Origin of the sequence: Pseudoalteromonas sp. CH_XMU1449-3 (genome assembly GCF_037027245.1) — a bacterium.
In the GTDB taxonomy this organism is placed as follows: Bacteria; Pseudomonadota; Gammaproteobacteria; order Enterobacterales; family Alteromonadaceae; genus Pseudoalteromonas; species Pseudoalteromonas shioyasakiensis.
The window spans coordinates 1-26,513 of the sequence record NZ_JAYMDY010000002.1 but is presented as its reverse complement, the minus strand read 5'-3'; the positions used below and the strand labels follow the sequence as shown (position 1 = coordinate 26,513).

The following is a 26,513-nucleotide window of genomic DNA, read 5'->3' as shown; positions in this document are numbered from 1 at the left end:
GAAATTAAGAAAGCCCAGCTCGCACTGGGCTTTTTTGTGAGTAATACCAATTCGCAATAATACTTAGTCATTTTGAGGGATTAAACCTGTCGCTAACTGCGTTAAAAATTTCTGATTTAGAACAACTAAATAACGAAATTTTTGCCTTGTTATCAACGAGGTTTTCTTACCTCAAAATAGACTATTTAATTAAGCAAATTGGTATAAAAGTGGGCGAGTAAAAATGATAAAAAAAATCGCAATTGTTGGTGGCGGAACAGCAGGTTGGTTAGCCGCTAACCATTTGGGTCATGCGCTTTTGCAAAGTGGCATTGAGATCACGTTAATCGAGTCTCCTAATATTGCCAGCATAGGTGTCGGTGAAGGTACTGTTCCTTCGATGCGCAACTCTTTGCAAAAGTTTGGTATCAGTGAAAGTGACTTTATCAATGAATGTGATGTTACTTTTAAGCAGTCAATCAAGTTTGTAAATTGGCTAGATAAACACAAACATGGTGCTAACTTTTACCATCATTTATTTGATCACCCACATATATTCGGTGAGGAGTTAACTCAGCAGTGGCTAGCTGAGGGTAACGGTAATGATTACGCAGACTTTGTTTCTAAGCAACATGCGTGTTGTGAAAATAACCTAGCACCGAAAACAATTGCGACACCTCAATATGCAGGTATAAACGGGTATGCCTATCATTTTGATGCTAAAAAGTTTGCTGCATTCTTAGGAAGCCATGCCACGCAACATTTTGCTGTAAAACACCTGTTTGCAGAAATTAAAGATGTCAGCTGTGATGAGCAAGGTTTTATTACACACCTAATCGACTCAGAAGGTAACGCCTTAGAGTTTGACTTTATTATTGATTGCTCCGGTTTTTCGGCTGCCTTTATTGGGCAAAAACTAGGGGTGGGCTTTGTTGATAAGTCAGATAGTTTATTAACTGATACTGCAATCACATTGCAAGTACCGACACAAAACGATGATGAAATACCGCCTTACACTATTGCTACGGCACACCAAGCCGGTTGGATCTGGGATATTGCGCTCACAGAGCGAAGAGGAGTGGGGTTTGTTTATTCATCTAAGTATATGAGCGATGAGCAAGCACACGCTAAATTGCATCATTATTTAGGTAATAAATTTGAGCACTTAACGCCAAGAAAGATCCCGATGAAAGTAGGGCACAGAGAAAAAATGTGGCACAAAAACTGTGTCGCTATAGGGTTGTCGCAAGGATTTGTTGAGCCACTTGAAGCAACTGCCATCTTAATTGCAGACTTTTCTGCGGGGTTATTAGCAAAGCGTTTTCCGCGTACCCGAGATGACATTAACTTAGTTGCTGATGATTATAATCAGCAGGTGAATTATGTATGGCAACAAACGTTCGATTTTATAAAAATGCATTACTGTATTTCGGATAGAACTGATTCAGCCTTTTGGCGTGATAACAAAAAAACCGAGCAGTTATCAGAAAAACTAAAAAATAACCTAGCACGCTGGCAGCGCTTTACACCGGTACGAGAAGACTTTGCCAGTAAGTTCGATTTGTTCGACTTAGAAAACTACTTATACGTACTGTTTGGTATGCATTATGTACCTGCCAAACAGCAATCTAAGCAGAGCAACAACCAACAAGTTGCTGAATTTAAACAGCAGCGCGTCAATCAGCTATTAAGCGAGCTACCTAAGCACAGAGAACTGTTAGATAAAATAAAGAAATTTGGCTTACAGAAGTACTAACTTTATTAACTGAGCTGGCTAAAAAAGTATTAGCCAGCTTAGCTAATTCTAAAAAACGAAGAGATAGATAAACGGCTGTTGCTTAGATCATTACTGTACTTTTTGTGATTAAAAAGAGCTGCGCTATGCAGTAGGTTGCTCTTATAAATTACGAGCCTATTGATCTTGGCTTCAATATCCACCACTTTTTCAAAAAGCGCTGTTGTTTCATTTAAATAGCCTTGATGAGTTGCGCTGTGTTTTTCTGTATCAGCAATCATGTTATGCACGCTATTTTGGTTATAAGCTGTCACTTTAATAATATTCTCAGGCAGGTATTTGTATATGCCTGTGCCGCCCCATTCTTTAGGAGACAAATAATGCACTGCTGCAAATGTTTTATCATCCGTTGAATCAATATGTGGCATACGCTGCAAGGTATTTAAATCATCCGCATTTTGAGTAACTAATGAAAGCTTACAGCGGTGAAGATATAAATTATTTTCACCGCTTGTAATGATCCCTTGCTCTAAAAGCTCGTTAAGTAGCTGCTCAAAAGCTCTGTAGTAAGGCGCAGGCATTTCATCTCGCTTACCGGGGTAGAGTGTTCCATCACTGCCAAAAGGCTGGAAATAGGCCGTATCTGTGGCAAATTGATAAATAGGCTCAAGGCTGTGTAAAAAGTCATCAACAATAATGACAGTCTCATTAATTTCATCAATAAACACTTGGCTTACTTTATAGTCTTTATTTAATTGATAGCTTTCCATTATTTGCCTCAGTCATTCCGTGTTTGTTGAATATACTAACAAAAATAGTGGCTTATGCGTGATAATATTTACTTGCTTATAGCTTGTTTTTTCATCATTTGGGGTTGATTGGTAATGTAGGTAAATTTGTTAATTTATAATGTACAAACTGCCACAAAATTTTCACTTCCTTTTTGTTGCCAAAACCTATAGGCTTTGGGCACTAACAGCAAAAACATATTATAAAATTAATGGAGCAGTATCATGGCGGAGCAACAAGTACAGCCTTTACATAACGAAAAACATGCCAACACTAAAATTCAAAATGGCATCAACATTGAGTTCATGAAAACTCAGCACTTAGTACCTGTGGTTGCACACGAATTTGCACGCATCGCAAATGAATTCCCAATGGCATTTGTTAAAAACAACGAATCAGGTCAATTCCAAGCAGTTGCTTTATTTGGTCTAGAGCCAGGCGAGAACCTTTTCATTCAAGACGACAAATGGACAGCTGCATTTGCACCTATGTCTATGACTCGTTACCCACTAGGTCTTGTTAAGCACCCAGAAGCTGACCAATTTGGTATCGTAATCGACGAAGCAAGCCCACTTGTAAGCGAAGAAACAGGTAATGCACTTTTCGAAAACGGTGAAGAAACTGAATACCTTAAGCGTCGTAAAGAAGCACTTGTTTCTTTCATCGAGTTCTCTCAGGTAACTGAAGCATTCACTAAGTACCTTGCAGACAAAGAACTACTAGTAGCTCAAACGCTAACTGTAGAAATCAAAGGTGAGAAAAAAGACATCAACGGTATCTACCTTGTTGACGAGAAAAAACTTAACTCACTAAGCGATGAAGAGTTCTTAGACCTTCGTAAGCGTGGCTACCTAGCACCTATCTACTCTTTCTTAACGTCTACTCATCAAGTAGCACGTTTAGCACGTTTAAAAGCAGCTAAAGCTTAATTTTAAACAGCTGAAAAAAAGCGCCATTTGGCGCTTTTTTTGTTTCTTTCGTCGGTTAAAGCTTGAAATGCAGCGCCGAATTATTCACATTGGGCTTACAAACTAAAATAAATATAAGTGCCCCTATGTTAAAAACATTACTCACCTCAGCCATTGCGCTAAGCGCATTATCATTTAGTACTTTAAGCTACAGTAGTGATCAACCTTTTGCTATCGCCATTCATGGTGGTGCAGGAACGATTGAAAAGAGCCGCTTCACGCCAGAGCAAGAAAAAGCTTACCGTGCAAAACTAAAAGAAGCCGTTGAAACAGGCTATGCCGTGCTTGAAAAGGGCGGTGAGAGCCTAGATGCTATCACTGCGGCAATTAATGTGCTGGAGAACTCGCCGTATTTCAACGCTGGTCGCGGTGCTGTATATACTTATGACGGTGCACATGAGCTTGACGCATCGATTATGGATGGTCGTACACGCCAAGCAGGAGCTGTTGCTGGGGTTAAACACATTGAAAACCCAATTAACTTGGCGCGCTTAGTGATGGAAAAATCAGTGCATGTTATGCTCAGCGGCCAAGGTGCTGAAGAGTTTGCAAAAACTCAAGGTATGCCGCTGGTTGAAAACAACCTATTTGATACTGAGCACCGTTATAAAGCCTTATTAAAAGCAAAAGAAAAGCTCGATAAACAAAAAGTAACTAGCAAAGACTACCAAGCTGCACACAAAGCCCTGCCGGTTAATTACAAAATGGGCACTGTCGGTGCAGTTGCACTTGATAAAAACGGTAATATCGCTGCAGGTACTTCTACAGGTGGTATGACAGCAAAACGTTTTGGCCGTGTGGGCGATTCACCTGTGATTGGTGCAGGTACCTTTGCTGAAAATGAATCATGTGCAGTATCTGCGACAGGGCATGGTGAGTACTTTATTCGCTACAATGTGGCAGCTGATATTTGTGCTCGCGTAAAATACCAAGGTAAAACCATTGTGGAAGCAGGTAACGAAGTGATCCACGATGTATTAATGCCTATAGGTGGCACAGGCGGTGTGATCATTATTGATGCTAAGGGTAACATTAGCTTGCCGTTTAACACCGCTGGTATGTACCGTGCGAGTAAATCAAATACATCACCAACGTATGTGGGTATTTTTAAAGACGAGTAATTATCTGTAACGAATCTTCAGACAATAAAAAACCGAGTTCACAACTCGGTTTTTTATTGTCACCAAAGTTATTGGCGATTAATTTTTACCTTGAAGGGTGTTTTATCTTGATTCGTTGAGCGATAAGGGTTGATATCTAAACCACCACGGCGTGTATAACGGGCATACACTTCTAGCTCTTCGAGGTTTAACTGCTGCATTAAATCGCAGTAGATACGCTCTACACATTGCTCATGAAACTCATTGTGAGTTCGAAACGAAATTAAGTATTTTAATAATGCTTCATAGCAAATTGCTTGGCCTTTATAACGAATAATCACACTCGCCCAATCAGGCTGTGAGGTGATCAAACAGTTCGATTTTAGTAAGTGACTGTGTAGGGTTTCTGAGACAATCTCATCACCATTATGGCGAAGTGAGCTTGCATCAATATCATAGCTGGTGATTTCGATATCCAGATCATCAATACATTCGCCCGGTAACGCTGAAAATGGCAAACAATTGAAATCATCTGCTTGGTATAAAGTAACGACCACCGGTGCATTAACTGCAGCGGATAAGTCTTTACTCAGTGCTTGGTGAACGTCATCTAGCGTCTCAAAGCGTGTTTGATTAAAGCTATTTAGGTACAGTTTGAATGACTTTGACTCAATGATATGGCTGCTCTGACAAGGAAATACAAATGTTGCCACAGCGACCATTGGCTTACCCTTGCTATTTAGCCACGATAATTCATAGCCAGTCCAAATATCTTGGCCTTTAAACGGTAAGTTATCTTCGCTAACACCTAATGCATCACGGTTTAATTTACGGGCAATAGGAAACAGTAAACTTGGTGTGTAGGTATCTACATACTCTGTGCTTTTACCAAGAACACTGTTTTTCAGTTCGGGTGAGTTGCTGTAATCTGTCATCTTTACACTTTTGTAGTTACAATGGCGGCATTATACCTAAAGCCAATGAGTTTCGCAGTATGTCTGTTTCTACAAAACTAGATAAGTTACATCAAGCATTTAGTGAAAAATGCCTAGAACGCACAGGAAAGCTTCCTGTTATTGAACATGATACAGCATGGCCAAGTCCATGTGAGCAGGGCGAAGTTGATAATCAGGGGCTTATTCAGTGGTGTGCAGTTCCACAACAGCCTTCTGGCAGTTTAGAAGACTTAGCCAAGGCGCTAGAGCTATCGTTTCCTGAAGATTTAAGCCCATTGTTTGGTCATGTCTATGCGGGTAATTTGTTATTGAGTGTTGATGATCATCACATTGAACTGCTACAAGCATGGAATGAAGATGATTTTAGCCGCTTACAGCAAAATATTACCGGTCATGTGTTAATGAAGCGCAAGCTAAAGCAGCCAGAAACCGTATTTATTGGTCTTACAGAGCAAGATGATCTGCTGATCACTGTATTAGTCGAAAGCGGTGAGGTTTGCTTAGAGTATGTGGGTAAAAAACCACATCATGTGCTAGCGAATAGCATCAGTGAGTTTTTAGACAAAGTAACGGTGTAAATTCAATAAGTAAAAGGGGCGGTTGCCCCTTTCGTGTATCTGGTTATTACCTTTATTAGGTTATTGAAAGTCCCACGAGATATTCGAAACAATGCCACAGGGCTCGCAACGAAAATCAAATAAGCCAAACCATGGCTCTGGTAATTTCCACTCGCCATCGCAGCTTGGGCAGCGACGTTTAAGCTCTGACTCTTTGTCAACGCCGCCTACACGGTATAAATAGTAATAAACCGGCTTCTTGGTTAGAAAACTAATACGTTTAGTGATATCGCGACCACGGCGGTATAAGTCACTCTTGATGCTAGTTAGTTCTTCAAGCGCAGGAAATTCACAACGGGTTGCACCATTGATCTGAATTTGATCGCACGCTTGCCAGTCTTCTTGCCATTTAATGAGTGTTTTGTAATCGCCATTGGCAATTGCTGGAATGCGAAATAACGGTACTGGTAAAAAGTCATCACCACAATAAAGCGGGCTACAGGTGTGCACGTACGTGGTATACAAAATATAGCACGATGGATCATTGCACATGTCAGCGCCATTTGAGTGAATGTCTTGGCCGACCACTTTAACTTTTGGTGCCAGTAAGCCTGCAGTGTTTAATTGCTCAATGCTATGTTTTACAAACGGGCTATGGTTGAGCGGATGCATCGCATCTTCGGTTGGGCACATTACACGAGTAATGAAAAATCCATCTTTTAAAACCGTTGGAAATTCATCACCAATTATTTGGCCGTTAAAACGAAGCGCATTCACTAGGCGGTTTATCGCCTGCTCAGCAAGCTCTAAGGTAGTATCTTGGTAGCAATCAAAAGTCAGATCGACAACAAACATTATTTTTTCTCAAGCAGTGCTAATAACCTATCTAATTTAGCTTCAATACGATCCAATTGACTTTCTTTTGGTGTACTCAGTTGTTCATTTGACGGGTTATTGATGAAATTATTAATTGAATCCGGATTGTTTTTATATTGGCTAACCGCAGCGATGATCACAGGCATCGGCATTGGTTGGGCTAGCTTACTTTTAGTTAAGGCAACTGTCGGGGTTTTACCTTCATCAAGAAGGGTTTTAATTGCATCAAATACAACGGCATTCATTTTTGTATAAACTCTTTTATAAAGACTAAAAAGCACCGCAGTATATGGGCTGCAGTGCGCGCGTATGGTAGCAATAATAGATGTGGAGTGAAATTACTTTCCTAATCTACGAGCTAAAAGAATGTTATTTAAGCTCGTAAATTAGGTCGCAGGCGTTACTGGCGTAACCTTGCGTCTAATTCATCAATCACCTCGCTCCAAGCACCATCTTCTGCAAGTGATTCTGCTAAAAAGTGTTGCTGAGCTTCATCCCAAAAAGGCGCTTCCTGCAATAGGGTTGTATCAGACAGTTGATGGGATGCTATAAAAGCATCTATTTCACTTTCTTTGCTCGGTAAACCAAGTTGTGCAAATAGGGTCGAAATATCATGTTTTGTCGTATCCATAGTTCTGCTCCTTGTGTATGGCGATAATTATTACTGCTTAAACTTAATGATGATGAACCGCAGTTTAACTTACGCTGAATTTGTCTTTAATCGCTGTTGGGTATATACCTTATAGTCTAGTACGAAAATAATAAAACAAATAAAAGGATGAGTATTTTGACAGTTGCTGAACCCGAAACCTTAAGTGTGCAATACCTTAGTGCTGAAGATATTAGCACTGCCGCAAGCCTTATTTATCAAGCCTATCATGATGATCCCGTTCTTCAGAATGTATTAGGTTTTCAACAAGATAACCCAAGTAAATATGAAACTAAACTACGTGCCTTAGTGCGTGAAGAGCTAGCAAGTTTCTGGCAAGAAAAGCAGCCTCTAATAGGCCTTTACTCACAAAGTAGATTAAAAGCTATTGCGTGTGTATTTGATTCGGCAAGTGAACTGCAAGCTGAGCGATACTGGCATTGGCGATTAAAGCTGATGCTTAGTGCGGGTTACTTGCAAACCAATCAGCTTATAGAAAAGGAGCGCACTATTCGTGAAGCGCTCTCGAGTAAAGGCCATTATCTGTTTTTAGCCTTTATAGCCGTTGACCCACATTTTCAAGGGCAAGGTTTAGGCAGATATCTGCTACGAGGGCTTGATGATTTAGTTGAGTCAAGCAATCAAGCAAGTGGTTTAGCCGTATTTGTTACCCGCTCTGAACAGCGCGAATTCTTTAGCTCTGAAGGGTTTGAAGTGTTCAAAGCATTAAGCTTTAACCAAGTTGAAGGTGACTTGATGTTCAAAGCAGCAAATTGACAAAAGGACGTTTTGGAAATAGCAATGTGAGATAAATCTCACATTGCTGTGCGTTTTATCAGTTTAATGCCTTTAAATTTGTACCCATAATTGCTTATTGTAATGATTTTAAAGGATTTATTGTTTTTGTCATTTTTGTGACTTAGAAAAAATTACTTTTTATGCCTACCAAGATATCCGCATTTCTCTAAACTTAATCATGTCAAGAAGACGCAGGTTCAACGATTGAACTGATGCCAAGGATTAGGATTATGGCAACTAAGCAAGAAGCTTAGCAGGAAGCAAAGGGACAAGAGCTAGGGAAGCAAGGAAGAACGAGGACACTGCCAGGATGCAGTACAATCGCGGAGCGATTGAAAAGGACTGACCAAAGGATGATTTTAGCAGGAAGCTAAAGGAGCGTTTGGAAAACGAAGTGGATAGCCATTGACGGCAAGAGGACGGCACTAGGATGTGTTAAATGTTACATGAAGTAGCATGGTGGGTGTATCGGATGTATACCCGTTCAGGGGAAAGATAAAAAGGCAGCTTCGGCATAAGTAAGGATACTTAATCATGGAAGTAGCAAGATTGGGGCGTGGCTATTAGCTACGCCTTAGTTCTTTCTGGAGGTCGCACTTCTCAAACAGGCAATTATTCTTGTAAAACTCGCAACTCGCAACTCGCAACTCGCAACTCGCAACTCGCAACTTAAATCTTATGCGGCGGTATTACTACGCTTTTAAGTAATTCGTTTTCCATGATCAAAACGCCTTGATACACGTTTTGTCCATCACTTGAAAACTCAAAAATAAATTCGCTTTTTATACCTGGTTTACCGCTTTTTAAAATGCCAAGTCGGCGCTTATTGCAAGCAACACTCATCAATTGCACATTTAATTGCTCAATTTGTCTTTGTGCATGAAGATTAGCTGCTTCGGCCACTTTTCTGTTTAACCAAAAAAAGTAGATGATGCTGCCAATGATGATGAGTGTCCACAAGCCTGCCATTTACGAAAATAACCTTCCTATTGCTCGAGCGAGTGTTTCGCTACGATTTTCTTTTCTTAATAAACCTAGTAGGTGAGGGCGAATACTAGGAATTGCAACTAAATCGGTGAAAATACTCACAAACAGTTGTTCAATTTTAGTGTGGTGTGCACAGCAATCCATAAACACGTGTAAGCGTTCTGGGTCTTCAAGTGTGCTAAAACAGCGCCCAGCAATCGTTAATAGTACATCTGATTGGGTGTTCATATCAGAGCGTAATACAGCATCAACAAGTTGCGCAGTTAAACCTTGTGCTGGTGTTTTTGATAGGCTTCTAAGGGCTGCAACAAGGGCGATGTCGTCTTTATGCTCTATGGCGTTTAAACCATAGGCTAACAATTGCTCTGCAAACACGGGTTCGATTGCAACATGTTCAAGCATTGCACTTAGCGGCTGTAATACTTCGACTGGTAGTTGCCCCCAAGCGGCTTGTAGATTTGCTAAATTGTTGTCGTTATCTAAACGCATCGCAAAGTCTGCAATACCTTGTACTGCAACACTTTGCCAATTATCAAATCCTAGTTTGCCTGAAAAATACAGCTGCGCATATTCGTAATACTGTGAAGCACTTTGTTTAAGCAAACATTTAACCTGTGCATTAAATGCCGCTAACTTGTTGGCGTTTGGTGTAAATACATACGGGTTGTTGTCTAATTTGCCTTCGGCATTTTCACCGGTAATTTCTGTACCAAGCGCTTCAATTACCATATTTGCGAAGTGATCGCGGCTTGCGCTTACAAGACGGCTTTGCTCATCTAGGGGGAATTTTAAAAACCATACATAAGGTTCTTTAGACGCTTTCACATCCCAAAATTGAATAGCAAGCCAAGCATGACCAGCAAGCGGGTATGGGTAAGGGATTTTTGTTTCTTCAATGGCAAGAAATTGTTTTTTGTCTAATTTCGTGATGTGTCTGCCAATATCGAAGGCACGCCAAGTGGTACCTGCTGCATCCAGAAGTTGCCCTAAAGTGGCGATCTGCTCAGTCATAAAATCTCAATTACCGTAATTAATCTATATCAGCCGCGAATTATACGCCATACCATGGCGCCTTGGAACAGGGTATACTAAGCACAAAGGTATTAAGAGTTTTACAATGCATCAACAGACTTTGGCGCTGCTGCGCGAATTAGAATCCACATTACAACGCCATTCACTTTGGCAAACAACGCCGATTGACCCAAGTGCACTCAATTCTAGTGTGCCGTTTTGTCATGACACCATGGCTTTTGAGCAATGGCTGCAATTTGTTTTTCTTAAAAAAATGCATGCCTTAATCACGCACGCTCAGCCATTACCCCGTAATTTTGCAATTGCGCCAATGGCTGAAATGATGCTGGCACAACACAGCGGCGGTAATGATGTGATTAACGTTTTACAAAAACTCGATCAACTTTTGAGTGATGACTAAGATGCAAGAGAGTGTTAAGCCACAATTTGATGAGTTAACGATTCTGTACCGCGATGAAAATTACATTGCGATTGATAAGCCATCCGGTTTATTGGTTCACCGTTCGTTTTTAGACAAACACGAAACCCAATTTGCAATGCAAATGCTGCGTGACCAAATTGGTCAACACGTGTTTCCTGTACATCGGTTAGATAGACCAACCTCAGGCGTATTACTGTTTGCGTTAAGTTCAGAAGCAGCCCGTGATATGAACCAGTTATTTATTGATGGGCAAATTGAAAAGCGTTATTTAGCTTTAGTAAGAGGCTTTTTAAACGAATCAATCTTCTTAGATAAACCTTTAAAAGAAGAGCTTGATAAAATTGCTGATAAGTTTGCTGATCAAAATAAAGCACCGCAAGAAGCACAAACGCAATTTCATTGCCTGCACCAAGCAAGCTTGCCTATTCCAATTGGTAAATACCCAACAGTTCGTTATTCGCTGGTGGAATGTTTTCCAAAAACTGGCCGCAAACATCAAATTCGTCGTCATTTAAAACATTTATCATTGCCAATTATTGGTGATGTAAATCATGGTGATAATCAGCATAATCAATTTTTTAGAGAGCATTTTCAGCTTCGTCGTTTAATGTTATTTGCCTCTGAATTAAAGTTTGTGCACCCTTATAGCAAGCAACCAATAACAATTAGAGCGCCATTAGGCGATGCAATGTTAACGATTTGCCAGCAACTTGGCTGGCCAACAGAAGAAAAGGATTATTATGGCAACCATTAGTATTTTTGTCGGCAGTGTTTACGGCGGTGCTGAGCGTTTAAGCGAACAAGTTATTGAAGTTATTGAAAAGTCTGAGCATCAAGCGCAATTAGTTGAAAATGGCACGGTCGATGACATGCTGGCTGCGTCACATATTTTAGTGATCACTTCAACGACGGGTCAGGGCGATATTCCTGATAACTTAATCGCTTTATATAGCCAATTAAATGATCAATTCCCACTGTTAACAGGCAAGCAATACGGCATTATTGCTATGGGCGACCGCAGCTATGGCGATACGTTTTGTGGTGCAGGTCGCAGCTTTGATGAGCTATTTCGCGATTTACAGGCAAAACCTGTTGGTCATCGTTTAGAAATTGATGCCTGTGAAGATTTTGAACCTTGGCCTGTAACTGAGCCATGGTTAAATGAGTGGCTGACGAAAATTAGTTAATACCTCTTATTAGCTAGTGCCTGTTAAAAGTGCTGATTGAATAAGCAATTGGCACTTTCCCCTTGGTTTTTCGAGTACAGAATCTGATATACTAAACCATCATTTTATGAGGCTGTTATGATTTCAAAAAACCAACTGAAACTAATTCGTGCATTAGGTCAAAAGAAATACCGTAAGCAATATAACCAGTACCTTGTTCAAGGCGAAAAAAATGTACTTGAATTACTAAACAGTGGGTTAAGTATTGCTCATATATTTGCGACTCCTGCATTTATTTCTGCGCACCAATCAGCGCTTGCAGCCCATCAAGTCATTGAAGCAGATGAAGACAGCCTTACCAAAGCCAGTACGCTTGTTAGTAACAACGCCGCAATTGCTGTTGTTGATATGCCAAGTCAGCAAGCATTACCAACATCGGGACTTATTTTAGCCCTTGATGGCGTGTCGGATCCGGGTAATTTGGGTACGATTATTCGTGTTGCTGATTGGTATGGTATTAAGCATATTGTTACCAGCACAGACAGTGCGGATGCTTATAACCCGAAAACCATCAGCGCAACCATGGGTTCATTTGCTCGCGTGTGTGTCTCACAAACCGACTTAACCAGTTACTTACCTAGCTTAAATCTTCCTGTGTATGGTGCATTTTTAGAAGGTGAGAACATCCACAAAACTGCTCTTAAACAAGATGCCGTATTACTAATGGGCAGTGAATCTCATGGTATACGTACTGATTGCGAAAGCTTAGTTACTGATAAAATCACTATTCCGGCTTATGGCCAAGCAGAATCGCTTAATGTAGCGATGGCAACGGGTATTATTTTAGATAATTTTAAGCGCCACGCTTAACCTTTTACCCTAAAATGGGTTAAATTGAAGAATAACAATAAAAATCGGTAAAACAATTAGATGCGCTTAAGCACCATAAAATTAGCGGGTTTCAAATCGTTTGTTGAACCCACTAAGATCCCATTCCCTGATCAGATGACATGTGTTGTCGGCCCGAACGGCTGTGGCAAATCAAATGTCATTGATGCAGTGCGTTGGGTGCTAGGTGAAAGCTCAGCTAAAAACTTACGTGGCGATGCCATGACCGATGTTATTTTTAACGGCTCAACTAATCGAAAACCTATTTCACAAGCCTCTGTTGAGTTGGTGTTTGATAACACCAGTGGCCATTTACCGAATACCTTTGCTGATCGAAACCAAGTGGCGATCAAACGCTTAGTGACTCGAGATGGCCAGTCAATTTATTTTCTAAATGGCAGTAAATGCCGTAAGCGTGATATTACCGATATCTTTTTAGGCACAGGTCTTGGCCCGCGCAGTTATGCGATTATTGAGCAGGGCATGATCTCGCGTTTAATAGAGAGCAAACCGGCTGACTTGCGTGTTTTTTTAGAAGAAGCCGCGGGAGTTTCAAAATACAAAGAGCGTCGTCGTGAAACGCAAACCCGCATTAAAAGCACCCGCGAAAACCTTGAACGATTGCTTGATGTAAGGCAAGAGTTGCAAACACAACTTGATAAACTTGCAGTGCAATCAGTCGATGCAAAAAAATACCGAGAACTAAAAGCTACTGAGCGCACCTTAAAAGGGCAAATTGCGGTTTTAAAGTGGCAGAAGTTACACCAACAACAAATTGATAAAGCTGAGCAAATTAATAAACTTAAAGAGCAAATTCAGTTCTTTAGAGAAGCGCACTCTGGCCACGATGACGTTTTAGCAAGCCTTGAAAATCAGGTGCAGCTTGAGCAGCAAAAACTGCAAGACGCACAGCAGGCTCAGCATCAAACTCATACTGATTTAACCCGCAAAGAGCAGCAACAGATCAGCTTAAAGCAGCAACAGCAAACACTTAGCCAAAACCTTATCAAACAGCAACAACTGCAGTTACAAAATAAAGAGCTGCAAGAAGAGCAACACGCCTCAGCCGCCATTTTACAAGAGCAGCTACAAGAAGCGATTGAGCAAAGTTTACTGTGCGCCGAGCAAGTTGCAGAGGTTGAAGAGCAAGTCGCACAGCAACAGCAACAAATGCAAAGCGCCAATGAGCAATATCAAAGCACCTTACAGAAAAGCCAAGCTCATAGCAGTGATATTAATGTTGCAAAGAGTCAACAGGCTCACTTTGCCCAGACTGTTGCGCAACTTGAGTCTCAGCAGGCACAACTTGCCGCTGAAATTAATGAACTTGAAGCGACTCCAGTTGCAGCGCAAATTGCAGAGCAACAACAGCAAATTCAATCACTGACGAAAGAGCTTGCGCAGCAACAAAGTGCGCTGAATAAGCTCACTCAAAATCTAGAACAAGCGGATAAAGAGCAACAGCACTTAGAGCAGGACTTAAAGCGGGTTCAGCAGCACAGTAATGAAAACAGAGCCAGCATAGCTGCGCTTAACTCTTTGTTATCAGAGCAAACCGACAACGAAAGTGTCTCTCTATTGGCGCAGTTAAAGGTGGCTTCTGGCTTTGAGCCGCTAATTGAACAAGCCCTACTTGGCCTTGAGCATCTAAAGGTCAGTCAACATAAAGAGCCGAATAGTGTTTGGCCTGCATCTGATGATGAGTTACCAAAAGAGTCATTAGCTAATTATATCGAATCGGGTGCTTACCCTGATTTATTAGCACGGTTTGCATTTCAACCTTGTTTTGATGACGCTATTTTGGCGGATCCATATTGGCTGGCTGTGATTGATGAAGAGGGCTGTATGCATGGTCGTAACTTTCATACCGATGCCAATAAAGACGCCGACAATTCTTTGCTTTTAAAGCATGCTCAGCTAAGTGATGCACAGCAGTTAGATGAAGAACTCAACGAGCAATTAGAAACTAAGCATCAATTGCTAAATGAGCATCTAGCTCACAAGAAAACACTTATCGCTGACAAAGAGCAATACAGAGAACGAATTCACCAAGCAGCTCAGCAGATTGCATCGGCCAGCACTCGACGCGATATGTTATTAGAGCAGCAAACCCAGTGGCAAAACCAGCTTGTTAAGTTGCAACAGCGTCAAACCTTACTGGCTGAGCAAAAGCAAAATGCTGACGAACAGCAACAAACTCAGCAGTGTTTACTTGAACAACTGTTAGAGCAGCAATTAGAACTTGAAACTGAGTTAGAGCAAGCAAAACACCTACAAGCTGAGGCAAATAACCGCTATCGCCAAGTGGCTTCTATGCTTGAGCAATATAAAACGCAAGCACATCAAGCAAATTTGGCTGAACAAAAAGCTCGCAGTGAGTGTCAACTTAGCGAAACCAAACTACAGCATGCTAATGCCGCCCAAAGTGCTGCCAGTGAAGCTGTATTGGAGCTCAACGAGCAACTAGAAGAGCTAGTGATCCCGCTTGAAGAAGTAGCAGAGCAGATTATGCTATTGCTTGAAAAGCATCAACAAAGTGACGTTGAACTGAAAAACTTGCAAGCGGCCTTGAGTCAAGCTAAAAAGGAGCTTGCTGATAAGCAAACAGCGCTGAAATCATCGCAATCTGAGTTGGTGACGTTACAAGAGCAGTTGCAAGCATTGGCGCTGGATGAGCAAAGTTTAATCGTGAAGGCGCAAGCTGCGTTAGAGCCACTTGAAGAACTGGAACAAAATTTAAAAACAGTACTTGAAGAACTGCCTGACAATGCCAATTTAAATAGCATGCAAACGAGGCTTACAAAAACCACGCAAGCATTAAATGAACTTGGCGCGGTGAACTTAGCGGCAATAGATGAGTTTGAGCAGGCTAAACAGCGCAGCGATTATTTAAATCAGCAGCTTGATGACTTAACACAAGCATTAAATACCCTTGAAGGGGCGATTCAAAAAATCGACCGAGAAACAAAAAATCGTTTCAAGGCGACCTTTGAACAAGTAAATACAGACTTTGGGGAGTTATTCCCAAAAGTGTTTGGTGGCGGTAGTGCTTACCTTGAATTGACCAGTGATGATCTACTTGAAAGTGGGGTGAGCATCATGGCAAGGCCACCAGGCAAGAAAAATTCGACAATTCACCTGCTTAGTGGTGGAGAAAAAGCGCTGACCGCATTATCATTGGTGTTTTCAATATTCAGGCTCAATCCAGCTCCATTCTGTATGCTAGATGAAGTGGATGCGCCATTGGATGATGCGAATGTGAGTCGTTTTTGCCGTTTGGTAGAAGAGATGTCACAATCAGTACAATTTATTTATATCAGTCATAACAAAATTGCTATGGAAATGGCAGGCAGGTTGACCGGTGTAACTATGGCTGAACCAGGTGTATCACGTATGGTCGCTGTAGATATAGAACAAGCTGTGCAAATGGCACATGCATAAAATTTAGGCATATCAAATAATAAAGGTGAGGGGATGGCCGAAGAATTAAGATGGGCTTTAATCGTAATCAGTGTATTTGTCATTGGTGGTTTATTAATTCACGGCTTATGGTCGGTGCGTAAAAAGGACAGCCCAGATACGCCTTCAGTTGAACGGGTTGAACCGAACGAAACAACCAGCGAGGTTCAAGAGCCTGCAACTGCAAAACCGCAAGAACGTGATGAGCCAGAGTTTGGTGATTTAAGCTTTTCAGCAGAAAGTCACGACGAACCAGCTGTTTCAGAACAGGTTGTTGAAGAGCCTGAAGCTAAGCAACAAGAAGTTGAAGAAGAGCCAGCAGATGCACAAGCTCCAACCGATTTCATTATTGTGCATTTACAAATGCCAGAGGGCTTAACAATGGATGGCAGCCAATTATTGCCAGCCGTTAATATGTTAGGCTTTAAGTATTCTGAAGAAGGTTTTTTTAACCGTCACTTAGACCCAGCAGGCACAGGCCCGGTGTTATTCCGTTTAGTGAATATGTACAACCCAGGCACGTTCGATATTGATAATATGGAACAGTTTAGTACGGCAGGTGTTAGTTTATTTATGACCTTACCATGTGATGGCGATGGTCTAAGTGCATTCAATATGTTGCACAGTGCAGCTAAAAAGCTAGCCGATGAATTTGGTGCAACTATTTTAGATAGCAACCGTGAAGAAATGACGGTTGAAAGCGTTCGTGAGTATGTTGAGAAAGTACGCAGCTTTTCAGCTTAGTCGCACACACAGAGTATAAGTAATAGGCCACTTGGCGTTAAGTCGTCGAAGTGGCTTTTTTATGTAGATTTTTGAGGTTTTCATGTCCAGCCCTATCTTTGAGCAAATTAGCCAACTTCGTGCCCAGTTAGAAGAGCATAACCATAATTATTATGTGCTGGATGCACCTAGCATTCCTGATGCTGAATATGACCGTTTAATGCGCGAATTAAGCGCCCTTGAGCAAGCTAATCCTGAGTTTCAAAGCCCTGACTCACCAAGCCAAAAAGTCGGTGGCGCAGCACTTGATAAGTTCGAGCAAGTCACTCACCAAGTGCCAATGCTGTCACTTGATAATGCCTTTTCAGAAGAAGAGTTTGCCGCATTTAACCGCCGTATCAAAGAGCGTTTAATGGACAACAATGAGCTGACTTTTTGTTGTGAGCCAAAGCTTGATGGTTTAGCGGTATCGATTATTTATCGTGATGGTGTGTTAGTTCAAGCGGCTACCCGTGGTGATGGTATGGTGGGTGAAAACATCACTCAAAACGTGAAAACAATTCGTAATGTGCCGCTTAAGTTACGTGGCGATGACTTCCCGGCAGAGCTTGAAGTGCGCGGTGAAGTATTTATGGATAGTGCCGGTTTTGCCAAACTAAACAGTGAAGCCGAAAAGCGTGGCGACAAAGTTTTCGTTAACCCGCGTAATGCTGCTGCCGGTAGCTTACGTCAGCTTGACTCTAAAGTAACAGCAAAACGTCCACTGATGTTTTATGCCTACAGCACAGGGCTTGTTGCCGATGGGCAGTTACCAGAAGATCATTACCAACAGCTTGCTAAACTTACCGATTGGGGTTTACCACTTTGCCCAGAAACAAAACTGGTTGAAGGTCAGCAAGCTGCACTTGATTATTATCAAGATATCTTGACGCGTCGAAGCAGCCTTGCCTACGAAATTGACGGTGTAGTTATTAAAGTAAACGACAAAAAACTACAAGAGCGTTTAGGCTTTGTGGCACGTGCACCGCGCTGGGCAATTGCTTTTAAATTCCCAGCACAAGAAGAAATCACCAAATTACTTGATGTTGAATTCCAGGTAGGGCGCACAGGTGCAATCACCCCTGTAGCACGATTAGAGCCAGTATTTGTAGGTGGCGTAACGGTATCTAACGCAACGCTTCATAATGGCGATGAAATTGCCCGTTTAGGCGTTAAAATTGGCGATACCGTGATTATTCGCCGTGCAGGTGATGTTATTCCACAAATTACCCAAGTTGTCCTTGAGCGTCGTCCAGACGATGCTAAAGACATTGAATTTCCTGCTACCTGCCCAATTTGTGACTCACATGTGGAGCGCATTGAAGGTGAAGCGGTTGCCCGTTGTACTGGTGGTTTAGTGTGCCAAGCTCAGCGTAAGCAAGCTATTAAACATTTTGCGTCACGTAAAGCACTTGATGTTGATGGCTTGGGCGACAAAATTGTTGATCAACTTGTTGATCGTGAGCTTATCAAAACGCCTGCTGATTTATTTATCCTTAAACAAGGGCATTTTGAATCACTAGAGCGAATGGGCCCTAAATCTGCTAAGAATTTAGTTAATGCACTACAAGATGCGAAACAAACAACCTTAGCTAAATTCCTATATTCGTTAGGTATTCGTGAAGTGGGTGAAGCAACCGCGCAAAACTTAGCAAACCATTTTTTAACTCTAGAAAAAATCACTCAAGCAAGCGTTGATGCGTTAACTGAAGTAAGTGACGTAGGTGAGATCGTTGCTAAGCATGTACGTGGCTTCTTTAGCGAAGAGCACAATATGGCAGTTGTAAATGCGTTAGTTGAGCAAGGTATTCACTGGCCAGAATTAACCGCGCCGAGCGCCGATGCGCAGCCATTAGCTGGCTTAACTTACGTACTGACCGGCACATTGAGTGAGCTTAATCGTAATGATGCAAAAGCACGTTTACAAGCGTTAGGTGCAAAAGTTTCGGGTAGTGTATCGGCGAAAACAGATGCACTGATTGCGGGTGAAAAAGCAGGCTCAAAATTAACCAAAGCACAAGACTTAGGCATTGATGTGTTAACTGAGGCTGACCTCATTGCACTTTTAAGTGAGCACAATGGATAGTCTATTGCAGGCATTGTCGTCAGTTGCTTTAACAATTGGCAGCTGGCTGCAACCACACCTTTACAATATTTCATTATTGCTGGTGGTGTGTTTTATATCCTTGTATGCAAACGATATTATTAAACTGACCAAGCGCTTTGTCGCGCGTCGTCACTTTATTATTCGCGTGCTTTGCTTTGTGTTGGTCACAGGGTTTGGCATGGGCTTACTTGTGGTGTTTGTAACTCCATTTTTAAGTAAGTTGCTACTGCTACTCGGTGTTAAATGGCTGGCGCTTACACTAACAGCTGCGTTTTTTGTACTTGGCATCATTGCCGATAAGAAGAACCAAATATGAATCGCTACGGTCCAGAATACTGGGATAAACACGGCGCTTATCGAACCCCTGTAGCGTTTCATTTAACTTTGTTAGTGTTGTTACGCAGTTACTTTATATGGATTATGGCGGCGCTGAGTCGTCGCCCTGATTTAGATATCATGTCGCTGTTTTTTAAGTCGAAAAACGATTTCTTTACAGCCATTGCCATAGCTGCAATCGCCTTATTACCGGCGGTGATCTTTTGTTTACGCCGACCTCAAGAAAATGCTGAAGGTGCGAAACGTCTCGCGTCTATTTGGCGATTTATGCGCTGGCCATTAATTTTGTGTGCAATCACAGATTTAAGTTGGTTAACCTATCAGGCTGCGCACAGTCACTATCAGTTTTCTTTTTTCTTAGCCTGTCAAATGGTGCTGGTGTTATGGGTACTGTTATATTTATTAAAAAGCAGATATCTGTCGGTCTTTTTTAATGATTGGCCAGATCCAATTGAAAAGAAATAGGGCTGCAATATGTTGGCAATTAATAAGCTTTTAGCAAAAATTTCACTCACTATCGCGCTGGTATTAATTGCTTTATGGGTATTTACGCCACTTTGGCACAGTGCTGCATTTTCGTTGTTTGCGATGTTATGGGGCTTTATTACTTTATCAAGCCTTTATCGGGTAACTCCGTTATTTGTAGCGCGTAATCCCATTACTGATTTACTAAAGCGTGATGTAAATCAGCTAGCGCTGATAAGTCTGGCTGGTTTATTTGATTTTAAACGCAAAGCTGAGTTTGTATTAATTGGCCAAATTAAGCAGATTGAAATCGGCGAAGGGATAATCCATGTAACTGATGTCAATGACCAGCTGATAACAGCCGTATTAAGTGTTAACAGCAGCCAAATAAATAGTCATTTAGCACAGCTACTTTCTGAGCGTGAACGTGCACAAATAGATATTCGGCTGCAAACACAGTAATAACTAGACGCGCGTTGCTTGCCCTTCGTAGTGCTTGTGATGTACTGTGCAACTGTTGTATTCAACCCTGAGGGAGCATTATGTTAACTTGGCAAGATATTTTAGAGTTTGCCCATAACGGTAACCCAACACCTTCACGTCGAGTCGAAAAATCGTCATCTGAATGGCAAGCTGAGCTCGAACAAGATGCATTCTATGTAACCCGTTTAAAAGGCACCGAACGTCCGCACAGCTCTGATTCATGTACGATATTTGAACCAGGTCAATATGCGTGTGTATGTTGTGACAACTTACTTTTTGATGGCGATGAAAAGTTCGATAGTGGCACCGGCTGGCCGTCATTTACTCAGCCTAGCAGTGTTGAAAGCATTGCCTATATCGCGGACTCTAGCCATGGTATGCAGCGCATTGAAGCCGTATGTAATGTTTGCGATGCACACTTAGGACATGTATTTCCTGATGGTCCACCGCCAAGTGGCTTACGCTATTGCATGAATGCTATAGCGATGAAAAAACGCGACTAATGCGTGTTTAATCTCTATCTAATCATTACCTAATCTAAGTATTGAGCAATGATGAAAATAAGGTGCTCACGGTGAATTGGCTTACTGATTATGTAGTCTGTCAAAATACTGGATTGCGCCTTATCATCTTTTAATACCGATGCTGTAACCGCAATGATCGGAATATGCTTGAAGCGATCATCACTGCGAATTAACTGACTTGCTTCTAATCCGCCCATTACCGGCATTTTTAAATCCATGATGATTAAATCAGGCTGATGCTGCTCAATTTTTTTAAGGGCATCTTCACCATTGATAGCCGTGTCTACGGTAAAGCTCCAGCGCGATAAAAAGGACTCTAAATAGTCACGGTTGTAGGGAATATCATCAACAATCAAAATTCGAGCAGGATTAAAGTGGTAGCTCGAAATAGCGGGGTAGTTACGATGTTTCACTTCATTTTTAGACTCTGCTAATTCAACATTTGGTAACGACACGATAAACTCACTGCCTTTATCTTTATCGCTGATCACCGATAACTCACCACCCATTAGCTTGATAAAACGCAGTGAAATCGCAAGACCTAATCCCGTTCCACCAAACTCCGAACTACGTTGGCCTTGTACTTGTTCAAAATCATTAAAAATAAGATCTTGTTGATCTTTAGGAATACCTTTACCTGTGTCTGTGACATGAATTTTGATATCAATATTGCTGTTGTCATCGTGGGCTTTAAAATCGAAATACACTTTAACACTGCCTTGTGCAGTGAACTTAATGGCATTACTGATTAAGTTGGTTAGTACTTGGCGAACTTTATTGCTATCAAGCAACACAGGGGTTGTTAACTCTGGGTGAGAGGTTATTTGTAAGTCGAGATCCTTTTGCGCACTGAGTTGTAAAAACATCATATTAAGCTCATGGCACATTTTAGGGATTTCTACACGCTCAATATCGAGTTGCATTTTACCAGCATCGATTTTTGATAAATCGAGAATGTCATTCAAAACATTAAGCAGTGAATTACCAGAGATTGATATTGCTTCTAAATAACGACGCTTATTTTTATCTGTTTCGCTATCTTGTAGTAATTGGCTAAAACCTAGCACTGCATTGAGCGGAGTTCTTAACTCATGCGACATATTAGCTAAAAAGCGACTTTTAGCCTGATTTGATTGTTCAGCTTGCTCTTTAGCGTCAAGGTACTCTTGAGTGCGCTTTGCAACGGTGTCTTCAAGTAAACTATGTTGTTCATGCATGCTGTTTATCTGCTGTCTAACCGCAGCGCGCATCATTTTAAAGCCACTGGCGAGAGTACCTATTTCATCTTGGCTCTTTATATTAATAGGGCAGTTTAAATCACCAGTGGTCACGGCATGAGAAAACTCCACGAGCTGATCAATTGGCTGCAAGATAATACGGCGAATAATGATATAGGCGATGATAAGTGCGGTTAACAGGTAAATAGCAAACAGCGAAACCGCATTGCTAATAATCGATTTGGTCTTTAACGCTAAGTCTTTATCTGAAAAACTCACCATAACGTAACCGATATTTTCGCCCTGAAAGTTGCTAATTGGCACAGCAACAACATATTGCTGCTCCATGGCTACAATGACATTATGCTTAGGATTGAGCTGTTTTAGCAGCTCTTGGTTAGTTTCTAGGGTATCTACTTTACTGTTATCCGGGTGGGCGGCGATAAAATTATTTTGGTCGATAAAGTAAATCGTTTTTAAATCATCAAAAGTATTATTTTTTAAAATGTTCTTTAGGGTAAGACCCTGAATTTTAAGCACCCAACTCCCCACGGTATTATCTTTTGTGAGGCTATTTATTTCTGACAACATGGGCGAGACAATCGCATCAGCTTTTTCACTCATGTTCAAAAGTGTTTGCTCTTTAAGCTCCATTACATGCAACGACGTACTTGCCCCTAAAATAAGGGTAATGGTAAAGCCAATGATCATTAAAATTTTGTGGGCAATACTAATTCTCATTGCTCAATATTGCTCCGTACTTTTAATGCTTGCATATTAGCGTTGATTTTTGCGTCTGTGCTTTTGATTGATTGTTTTATATCTGCACCATAGAAAATTTGGCTAAAGGTTTGCGAAATAATTTCGCCAATAACCGGAAACTCGACCATGCCAGCCTGAAGGCGATCAGGCGTTGCATGCTCAAACACCCATAACATGGCTTTATTAAAGCCAGGTTTGTTTACTAGAGTAAACAGCTTTTCGTGCCACACTTTTTGTCTAGGCGGTGAACCTCCTGTACTAAGTAGTGCGGCTGTCTGCTCACTGGTTGCCCATTGAATAAATAACCATGCAGCATCTTTGTTAGTTGATTTGCTATTAATTGCAAATGCCCATGCCCAAGGAGATGTTTCTCTGGCGATTGGACCTGCAGGCAAGGGGGCTGCTTCCCATTTATTCCAAATATCTGACTCTTCGGCGGTATCTATTTCATTATAAAAATGAGAAGCCAAAAAGGCCGAGGCAAGGCGGCCTTCTTTAAACAGGCGACGAATTTCATAAAAATGCAGTAAGCGGCTGTTATCTGGATTGCCGAACCCTGTTACTAGGTCGCGATACACTTGTAGGCTTTGTGCCGTTTCAGGGCTATTAAAAACAGACTGGCCCTGCGCGTCGATAACTTCAGCGCCATAAGCACGCATAACAGGTAACACAGTCCAAGTGTTTAACCCTGCCCCCGGCAGCGTACGTGAGGCAAATGCATGCATACCATTTAAAGAAGGAGTACGGTCGATTTCTCGTTGTAACTTAACCTTGGTTGCTTGTAGTTGCTCGTAGGTATCGGGAACTGCTAAGTTAAAACGTTCGAAAAGATCTTTGCGATAAAAATAAATCGGCGCAGAAAAATCAAACGGTAACGAATATAGCGTGTTATCAATTTTACAAAGCGCTAGGCTACGTTCACTAATGTCTTCTAACTGATACCAAGTTTTGTCTGTCAGTTTTGGGCTATCAATGTAAGGCTGCAGGGGCTCAATCCAGCCTTGGCTTTGCGCTTCACCTAAAAAGGTAATCCCCATCGGCAGTACATCGTAAAGCCCTGAAGCTTCACTTAAATCTTGATGGCGACGAACACGCATTTGTGATTGTTCTAAAGCATGAAAGCCAACAGAAATCCCTGTTAGCTGCTCAAATAAAGGAATGTAGGGTTTTAACGCCATAAATGCAGGCTGCTCATCAGCCAAAATATTGATATGGCTACCTGCTTTACTTTGCCAATTGATACTGGCTTGTTGCCAATGTTGTAATGTTGCTGAGGCAAAGCTGTATTGGCAAAATATTAAAAGCGCAACGCTTAGGAGGGGCTTTTTAAATTTAAACAAAGAAGATGCCATACGCAATTACTCAGCAAGCTTAATTTTTAACTTTGCAGCCAGGGCTTTAATTTTTTCAAAGCGGATTGCTTGTTCATCTTCTAATGTTTGCGCATCGAGCAAGGCAAAACATTTTTTCGCGAGCGCTAAATTAAATGATTGGCCTTGGTTATTTGTATCGAATAAACATTGCAGTAGGTTTAAAGCGATGCTGGCATTTTTAGGCATGATCCTAAATGCTTGGGTGAAGGCTTCTAGCGCCGTATTGAGCTGACCTTTATTAAATTGTGTTACAGCGTGATTATTGAGCTCTTTCGGACCGAGCTTGATATCTCGTCGTTCAGTTTGTTGTTGTTGAATATAACGTAAATACACCGGATCGCTAACTGATGGGTGGCGTTCACAGTGAGTGATTATTTGGTTAAATAGCATCTGTGCTTTGTGGTGAAAACCAAGCTCATGAAACGCTTTCGCCTTATCGAGCGCACCATCTACTGAACGAATTTGAGTGTCACTTTCATCAAGTTGATTGATAAGTGCTTTAGCCTTTTGATGTTCATCCTTTAAATAATGCAAACGCGCATTGAGAACATCAATTTGTGTTTGATTATTACTATTCGGAAACTGCTTTTTTAAATCACTTAAGTACTGGTTTGTCTGTCTCGAAATGCGATTAACTTGATCGGTTTGATCCGTCGTTAAAGCAAAATCAATCCCTGCGCGCGCCGCATTTAAATATATATCAGGGTTATCGTGAATTGAGTGCTTTGCGTAACTGGCAATATCTTTTTGCGTTAAATAATTCTTTTCATAATCATGATTAAGCAATGATACATGACTCAGGGCTTTTTGGCGGTCAATGTTACGTGGGGCAATCTCAACAGCTTTACTAAAAAAGTCCTGAGCCTCATCAAACTTATTGAGTTTAATTTCTAATCGACCCAGTAAATCAAGCGCAACTAGTCTCGTTTCACTGCGCTGCAACATCGTCTTAAGCATGCGGTGTGCTAGGGTATGTTCATTATTAGCAATAAGCGCTTCGACTAAACCAACTTTTGCCCAAGTAAATTTTTGAATATCGAGCACTGATTTAAAGAATGTTTTGGCCTCTTCAAAGCGCTTAAGGCGAAGTAGGGCGTCGCCTTTTAATCTCAACAGAATGGCGCTGTAACTATTACCTTTGTTTTGCAGCAAGGCATCAATTTGTTTAATTGCTTTGGAGTCATTCCCATCATCAATAAGTTGATAAATTTGATGTAGGTTACTTTTGCGCAATAACACTTTTTCAATACGATTTTTTAATTCGTTAATTGTAAAGGGTTTAACTAAGAAATCATCTGGTTGTAGCTCGAGTACACTGTGAACTAACGAGCCGCTTGTTTCAGCTGAAATAAAAATAAAGCCGGTAGAGTTTTTTATAAGGCGCTTCATTTTCAGCTCTTCATAAAGCTGATAACCATCTTGATGTTTACTAAGGTTAAAGGAACAAACGATGAGATCAAATTGCTCAATTTGACATTGTTCTTTTGCTGCAATTGCATGCTCAGCAAAACGCAACTGACGAAACCCCAATCCCTCTAAGGACTGTTTCATATAGCTTTGAGCAAGTGGCTGCTCTTCAACTATTAAAATTTTGGCTTTCGAAAAAATCTTTGCAGGCATTGGACTTGCGACTAAGTGACATTAACGATGACTATAATAAACAGTCTAGCTGCTGACAAGGCAAATTACAGCTTTTGCAATGATTTAAAGTTTAGCTTTGGGTCATATCAATAAAGGGAGTAGTGAGTGATAGATATTAGCAGTTAGATTTTAGAAGTTAGATAGTAGAAGTTAGATAGTAGAAGTTAGATAGTAGAAGTTAGATAGTAGAAGTTAGATAGTAGAAGTTAGATAGTAGAAGTTAGATAGTAGAAGCGGTTGTTATATGTGGTGGGTCGTACTGGACTTGAACCAGTGACCCTCGCCTTGTAAGGGCGATGCTCTCCCAACTGAGCTAACGACCCACATATAAATTTTGTTTTAAGATTAAATGGTTGGTTTTACTGAACTTAACCACCGAGCCTTTTCGTTGTAAAGAGTTGCGATGCTCTTTGCTTCAAAAAGTAAATGGTGGGTCGTACTGGACCTGAATCATCGAGCCTGTGTTTTGTAAAGAGTGGCGAT

Annotated in this window: 26 protein-coding genes and 1 tRNA gene; 16 read left to right on the top strand and 11 right to left on the bottom strand. The window is 41.2% G+C overall.

Features of this window, described 5'->3' with window-relative positions:
- Window positions 1-223 precede the first annotated feature (223 nt).
- The gene (locus WA256_RS02620; protein WP_130166739.1) at window positions 224-1,735 is read left to right on the top strand and encodes a tryptophan halogenase family protein; all 1,512 of its coding nucleotides are present in this window, start codon (window positions 224-226) and stop codon (window positions 1,733-1,735) included.
- A 38-nt stretch (window positions 1,736-1,773) separates the two neighbouring features.
- Here the strand turns inward: WA256_RS02620 and WA256_RS02615 are convergent, their stop codons facing one another.
- Entirely contained in the window at window positions 1,774-2,484 is a 711-nt protein-coding gene (locus tag WA256_RS02615; RefSeq protein ID WP_063530410.1) for a DUF6445 family protein, read from the bottom strand.
- Window positions 2,485-2,727: 243 nt separating this feature from the next.
- Here WA256_RS02615 and WA256_RS02610 point away from each other — a divergent pair, with 243 nt between their 5' ends.
- Together WA256_RS02610 and WA256_RS02605 are read left to right on the top strand one after the other, a co-directional pair.
- Window positions 2,728-3,432, top strand: a complete 705-nt coding sequence (locus WA256_RS02610) for a SapC family protein (protein ID WP_062566951.1) — start codon at window positions 2,728-2,730, stop codon at window positions 3,430-3,432.
- 125 nt (window positions 3,433-3,557) lie between these two features.
- Window positions 3,558-4,592 (top strand): isoaspartyl peptidase/L-asparaginase family protein, encoded by a 1,035-nt coding sequence (locus tag WA256_RS02605; protein WP_063528531.1) that lies wholly within the window; start codon window positions 3,558-3,560, stop codon window positions 4,590-4,592.
- A gap of 68 nt (window positions 4,593-4,660) precedes the next feature.
- On the opposite strand, the gene queF is transcribed toward WA256_RS02605, so the two are convergent.
- Window positions 4,661-5,506, bottom strand: coding sequence for an NADPH-dependent 7-cyano-7-deazaguanine reductase QueF (gene queF / locus WA256_RS02600; protein WP_130166740.1), 846 nt, complete (start codon window positions 5,504-5,506; stop codon window positions 4,661-4,663).
- A 59-nt stretch (window positions 5,507-5,565) separates the two neighbouring features.
- On the opposite strand from queF, the gene syd reads away from it, so the two are divergent.
- Window positions 5,566-6,105, top strand: a complete 540-nt coding sequence (gene syd, locus WA256_RS02595) for a SecY-interacting protein (protein WP_130166741.1) — start codon at window positions 5,566-5,568, stop codon at window positions 6,103-6,105.
- Window positions 6,106-6,165: 60 nt separating this feature from the next.
- On the opposite strand, the gene WA256_RS02590 is transcribed toward syd, so the two are convergent.
- The 3 genes from WA256_RS02590 to WA256_RS02580 all read right to left on the bottom strand — a co-directional run bounded on the left by WA256_RS02590 (window position 6,166) and on the right by WA256_RS02580 (window position 7,591).
- The gene (locus WA256_RS02590) at window positions 6,166-6,939 is read right to left on the bottom strand and encodes a Zn-ribbon-containing protein (RefSeq protein WP_063528532.1); all 774 of its coding nucleotides are present in this window, start codon (window positions 6,937-6,939) and stop codon (window positions 6,166-6,168) included.
- On the bottom strand, window positions 6,939-7,205 hold the full coding sequence (locus WA256_RS02585) for a hypothetical protein (RefSeq protein ID WP_055021916.1): 267 nt from the start codon (window positions 7,203-7,205) through the stop codon (window positions 6,939-6,941). Before WA256_RS02585 ends, WA256_RS02590 begins: the two co-directional genes overlap by 1 nt.
- Window positions 7,206-7,360: 155 nt before the next feature.
- A complete protein-coding gene (locus tag WA256_RS02580; RefSeq protein WP_036969581.1) occupies window positions 7,361-7,591 on the bottom strand; it encodes a DUF2789 domain-containing protein in 231 nt (76 codons plus the stop codon).
- Window positions 7,592-7,738: 147 nt separating this feature from the next.
- On the opposite strand from WA256_RS02580, the gene WA256_RS02575 reads away from it, so the two are divergent.
- Window positions 7,739-8,386 (top strand): GNAT family N-acetyltransferase, encoded by a 648-nt coding sequence (locus tag WA256_RS02575; protein WP_054563618.1) that lies wholly within the window; start codon window positions 7,739-7,741, stop codon window positions 8,384-8,386.
- A gap of 690 nt (window positions 8,387-9,076) precedes the next feature.
- On the opposite strand, the gene WA256_RS02570 is transcribed toward WA256_RS02575, so the two are convergent.
- Window positions 9,077-9,376, bottom strand: a complete 300-nt coding sequence (locus WA256_RS02570) for a DUF3301 domain-containing protein (RefSeq protein WP_054553721.1) — start codon at window positions 9,374-9,376, stop codon at window positions 9,077-9,079.
- Complete coding sequence (locus tag WA256_RS02565; RefSeq protein ID WP_253109196.1) at window positions 9,377-10,405, bottom strand: DUF3549 family protein; 1,029 nt, start codon at window positions 10,403-10,405, stop codon at window positions 9,377-9,379.
- Between the two features lie 106 nt (window positions 10,406-10,511).
- Between WA256_RS02565 and WA256_RS02560 the strand changes: the two genes are divergently transcribed.
- The 11 genes from WA256_RS02560 (at window position 10,512) to msrB (ending at window position 21,016) form a co-directional block, all read left to right on the top strand.
- Window positions 10,512-10,826 carry a YqcC family protein gene (locus WA256_RS02560; protein WP_130166743.1) on the top strand — a complete coding sequence of 105 codons (315 nt, stop codon included), beginning with the start codon at window positions 10,512-10,514 and terminating at the stop codon, window positions 10,824-10,826.
- 1 nt (window position 10,827) lies between these two features.
- Window positions 10,828-11,601 carry a tRNA pseudouridine(65) synthase TruC gene (gene truC, locus WA256_RS02555; protein WP_063527466.1) on the top strand — a complete coding sequence of 258 codons (774 nt, stop codon included), beginning with the start codon at window positions 10,828-10,830 and terminating at the stop codon, window positions 11,599-11,601.
- Entirely contained in the window at window positions 11,588-12,034 is a 447-nt protein-coding gene (locus WA256_RS02550; RefSeq protein ID WP_105175164.1) for a flavodoxin, read from the top strand. Before truC ends, WA256_RS02550 begins: the two co-directional genes overlap by 14 nt.
- Before the next feature lie 117 nt (window positions 12,035-12,151).
- Window positions 12,152-12,883, top strand: a complete 732-nt coding sequence (locus tag WA256_RS02545) for a TrmH family RNA methyltransferase (RefSeq protein ID WP_335988830.1) — start codon at window positions 12,152-12,154, stop codon at window positions 12,881-12,883.
- A 60-nt stretch (window positions 12,884-12,943) separates the two neighbouring features.
- Window positions 12,944-16,342: a chromosome segregation SMC family protein gene (locus WA256_RS02540; protein WP_335988828.1), complete on the top strand. Its 3,399-nt coding sequence runs from the start codon at window positions 12,944-12,946 to the stop codon at window positions 16,340-16,342.
- A gap of 33 nt (window positions 16,343-16,375) precedes the next feature.
- Entirely contained in the window at window positions 16,376-17,104 is a 729-nt protein-coding gene (gene zipA / locus WA256_RS02535; protein ID WP_062566961.1) for a cell division protein ZipA, read from the top strand.
- Window positions 17,105-17,186: 82 nt separating this feature from the next.
- Entirely contained in the window at window positions 17,187-19,208 is a 2,022-nt protein-coding gene (gene ligA, locus WA256_RS02530) for an NAD-dependent DNA ligase LigA (RefSeq protein ID WP_335988824.1), read from the top strand.
- Entirely contained in the window at window positions 19,201-19,545 is a 345-nt protein-coding gene (locus WA256_RS02525; RefSeq protein WP_335988822.1) for a DUF3392 family protein, read from the top strand. The genes ligA and WA256_RS02525 overlap by 8 nt, the downstream gene beginning before the upstream one ends.
- Window positions 19,542-20,030, top strand: a complete 489-nt coding sequence (locus tag WA256_RS02520) for a DUF2919 domain-containing protein (protein WP_335988820.1) — start codon at window positions 19,542-19,544, stop codon at window positions 20,028-20,030. The genes WA256_RS02525 and WA256_RS02520 overlap by 4 nt, the downstream gene beginning before the upstream one ends.
- Window positions 20,031-20,039: 9 nt before the next feature.
- Window positions 20,040-20,492, top strand: a complete 453-nt coding sequence (locus WA256_RS02515; RefSeq protein WP_335988818.1) for a hypothetical protein — start codon at window positions 20,040-20,042, stop codon at window positions 20,490-20,492.
- A gap of 80 nt (window positions 20,493-20,572) precedes the next feature.
- Window positions 20,573-21,016, top strand: a complete 444-nt coding sequence (msrB, locus tag WA256_RS02510) for a peptide-methionine (R)-S-oxide reductase MsrB (protein ID WP_274169153.1) — start codon at window positions 20,573-20,575, stop codon at window positions 21,014-21,016.
- 29 nt (window positions 21,017-21,045) lie between these two features.
- Here the strand turns inward: msrB and WA256_RS02505 are convergent, their stop codons facing one another.
- From WA256_RS02505 to WA256_RS02490, 4 genes are all read right to left on the bottom strand, one after another.
- Window positions 21,046-22,995, bottom strand: coding sequence for an ATP-binding protein (locus tag WA256_RS02505; RefSeq protein ID WP_335988816.1), 1,950 nt, complete (start codon window positions 22,993-22,995; stop codon window positions 21,046-21,048).
- Entirely contained in the window at window positions 22,992-24,356 is a 1,365-nt protein-coding gene (locus WA256_RS02500; RefSeq protein ID WP_335988814.1) for an extracellular solute-binding protein, read from the bottom strand. Before WA256_RS02500 ends, WA256_RS02505 begins: the two co-directional genes overlap by 4 nt.
- Before the next feature lie 18 nt (window positions 24,357-24,374).
- Window positions 24,375-26,009 carry a response regulator gene (locus WA256_RS02495; RefSeq protein ID WP_054563633.1) on the bottom strand — a complete coding sequence of 545 codons (1,635 nt, stop codon included), beginning with the start codon at window positions 26,007-26,009 and terminating at the stop codon, window positions 24,375-24,377.
- A gap of 268 nt (window positions 26,010-26,277) precedes the next feature.
- Window positions 26,278-26,353: transfer RNA gene (locus tag WA256_RS02490), tRNA-Val, on the bottom strand.
- Window positions 26,354-26,513 lie beyond the last annotated feature (160 nt).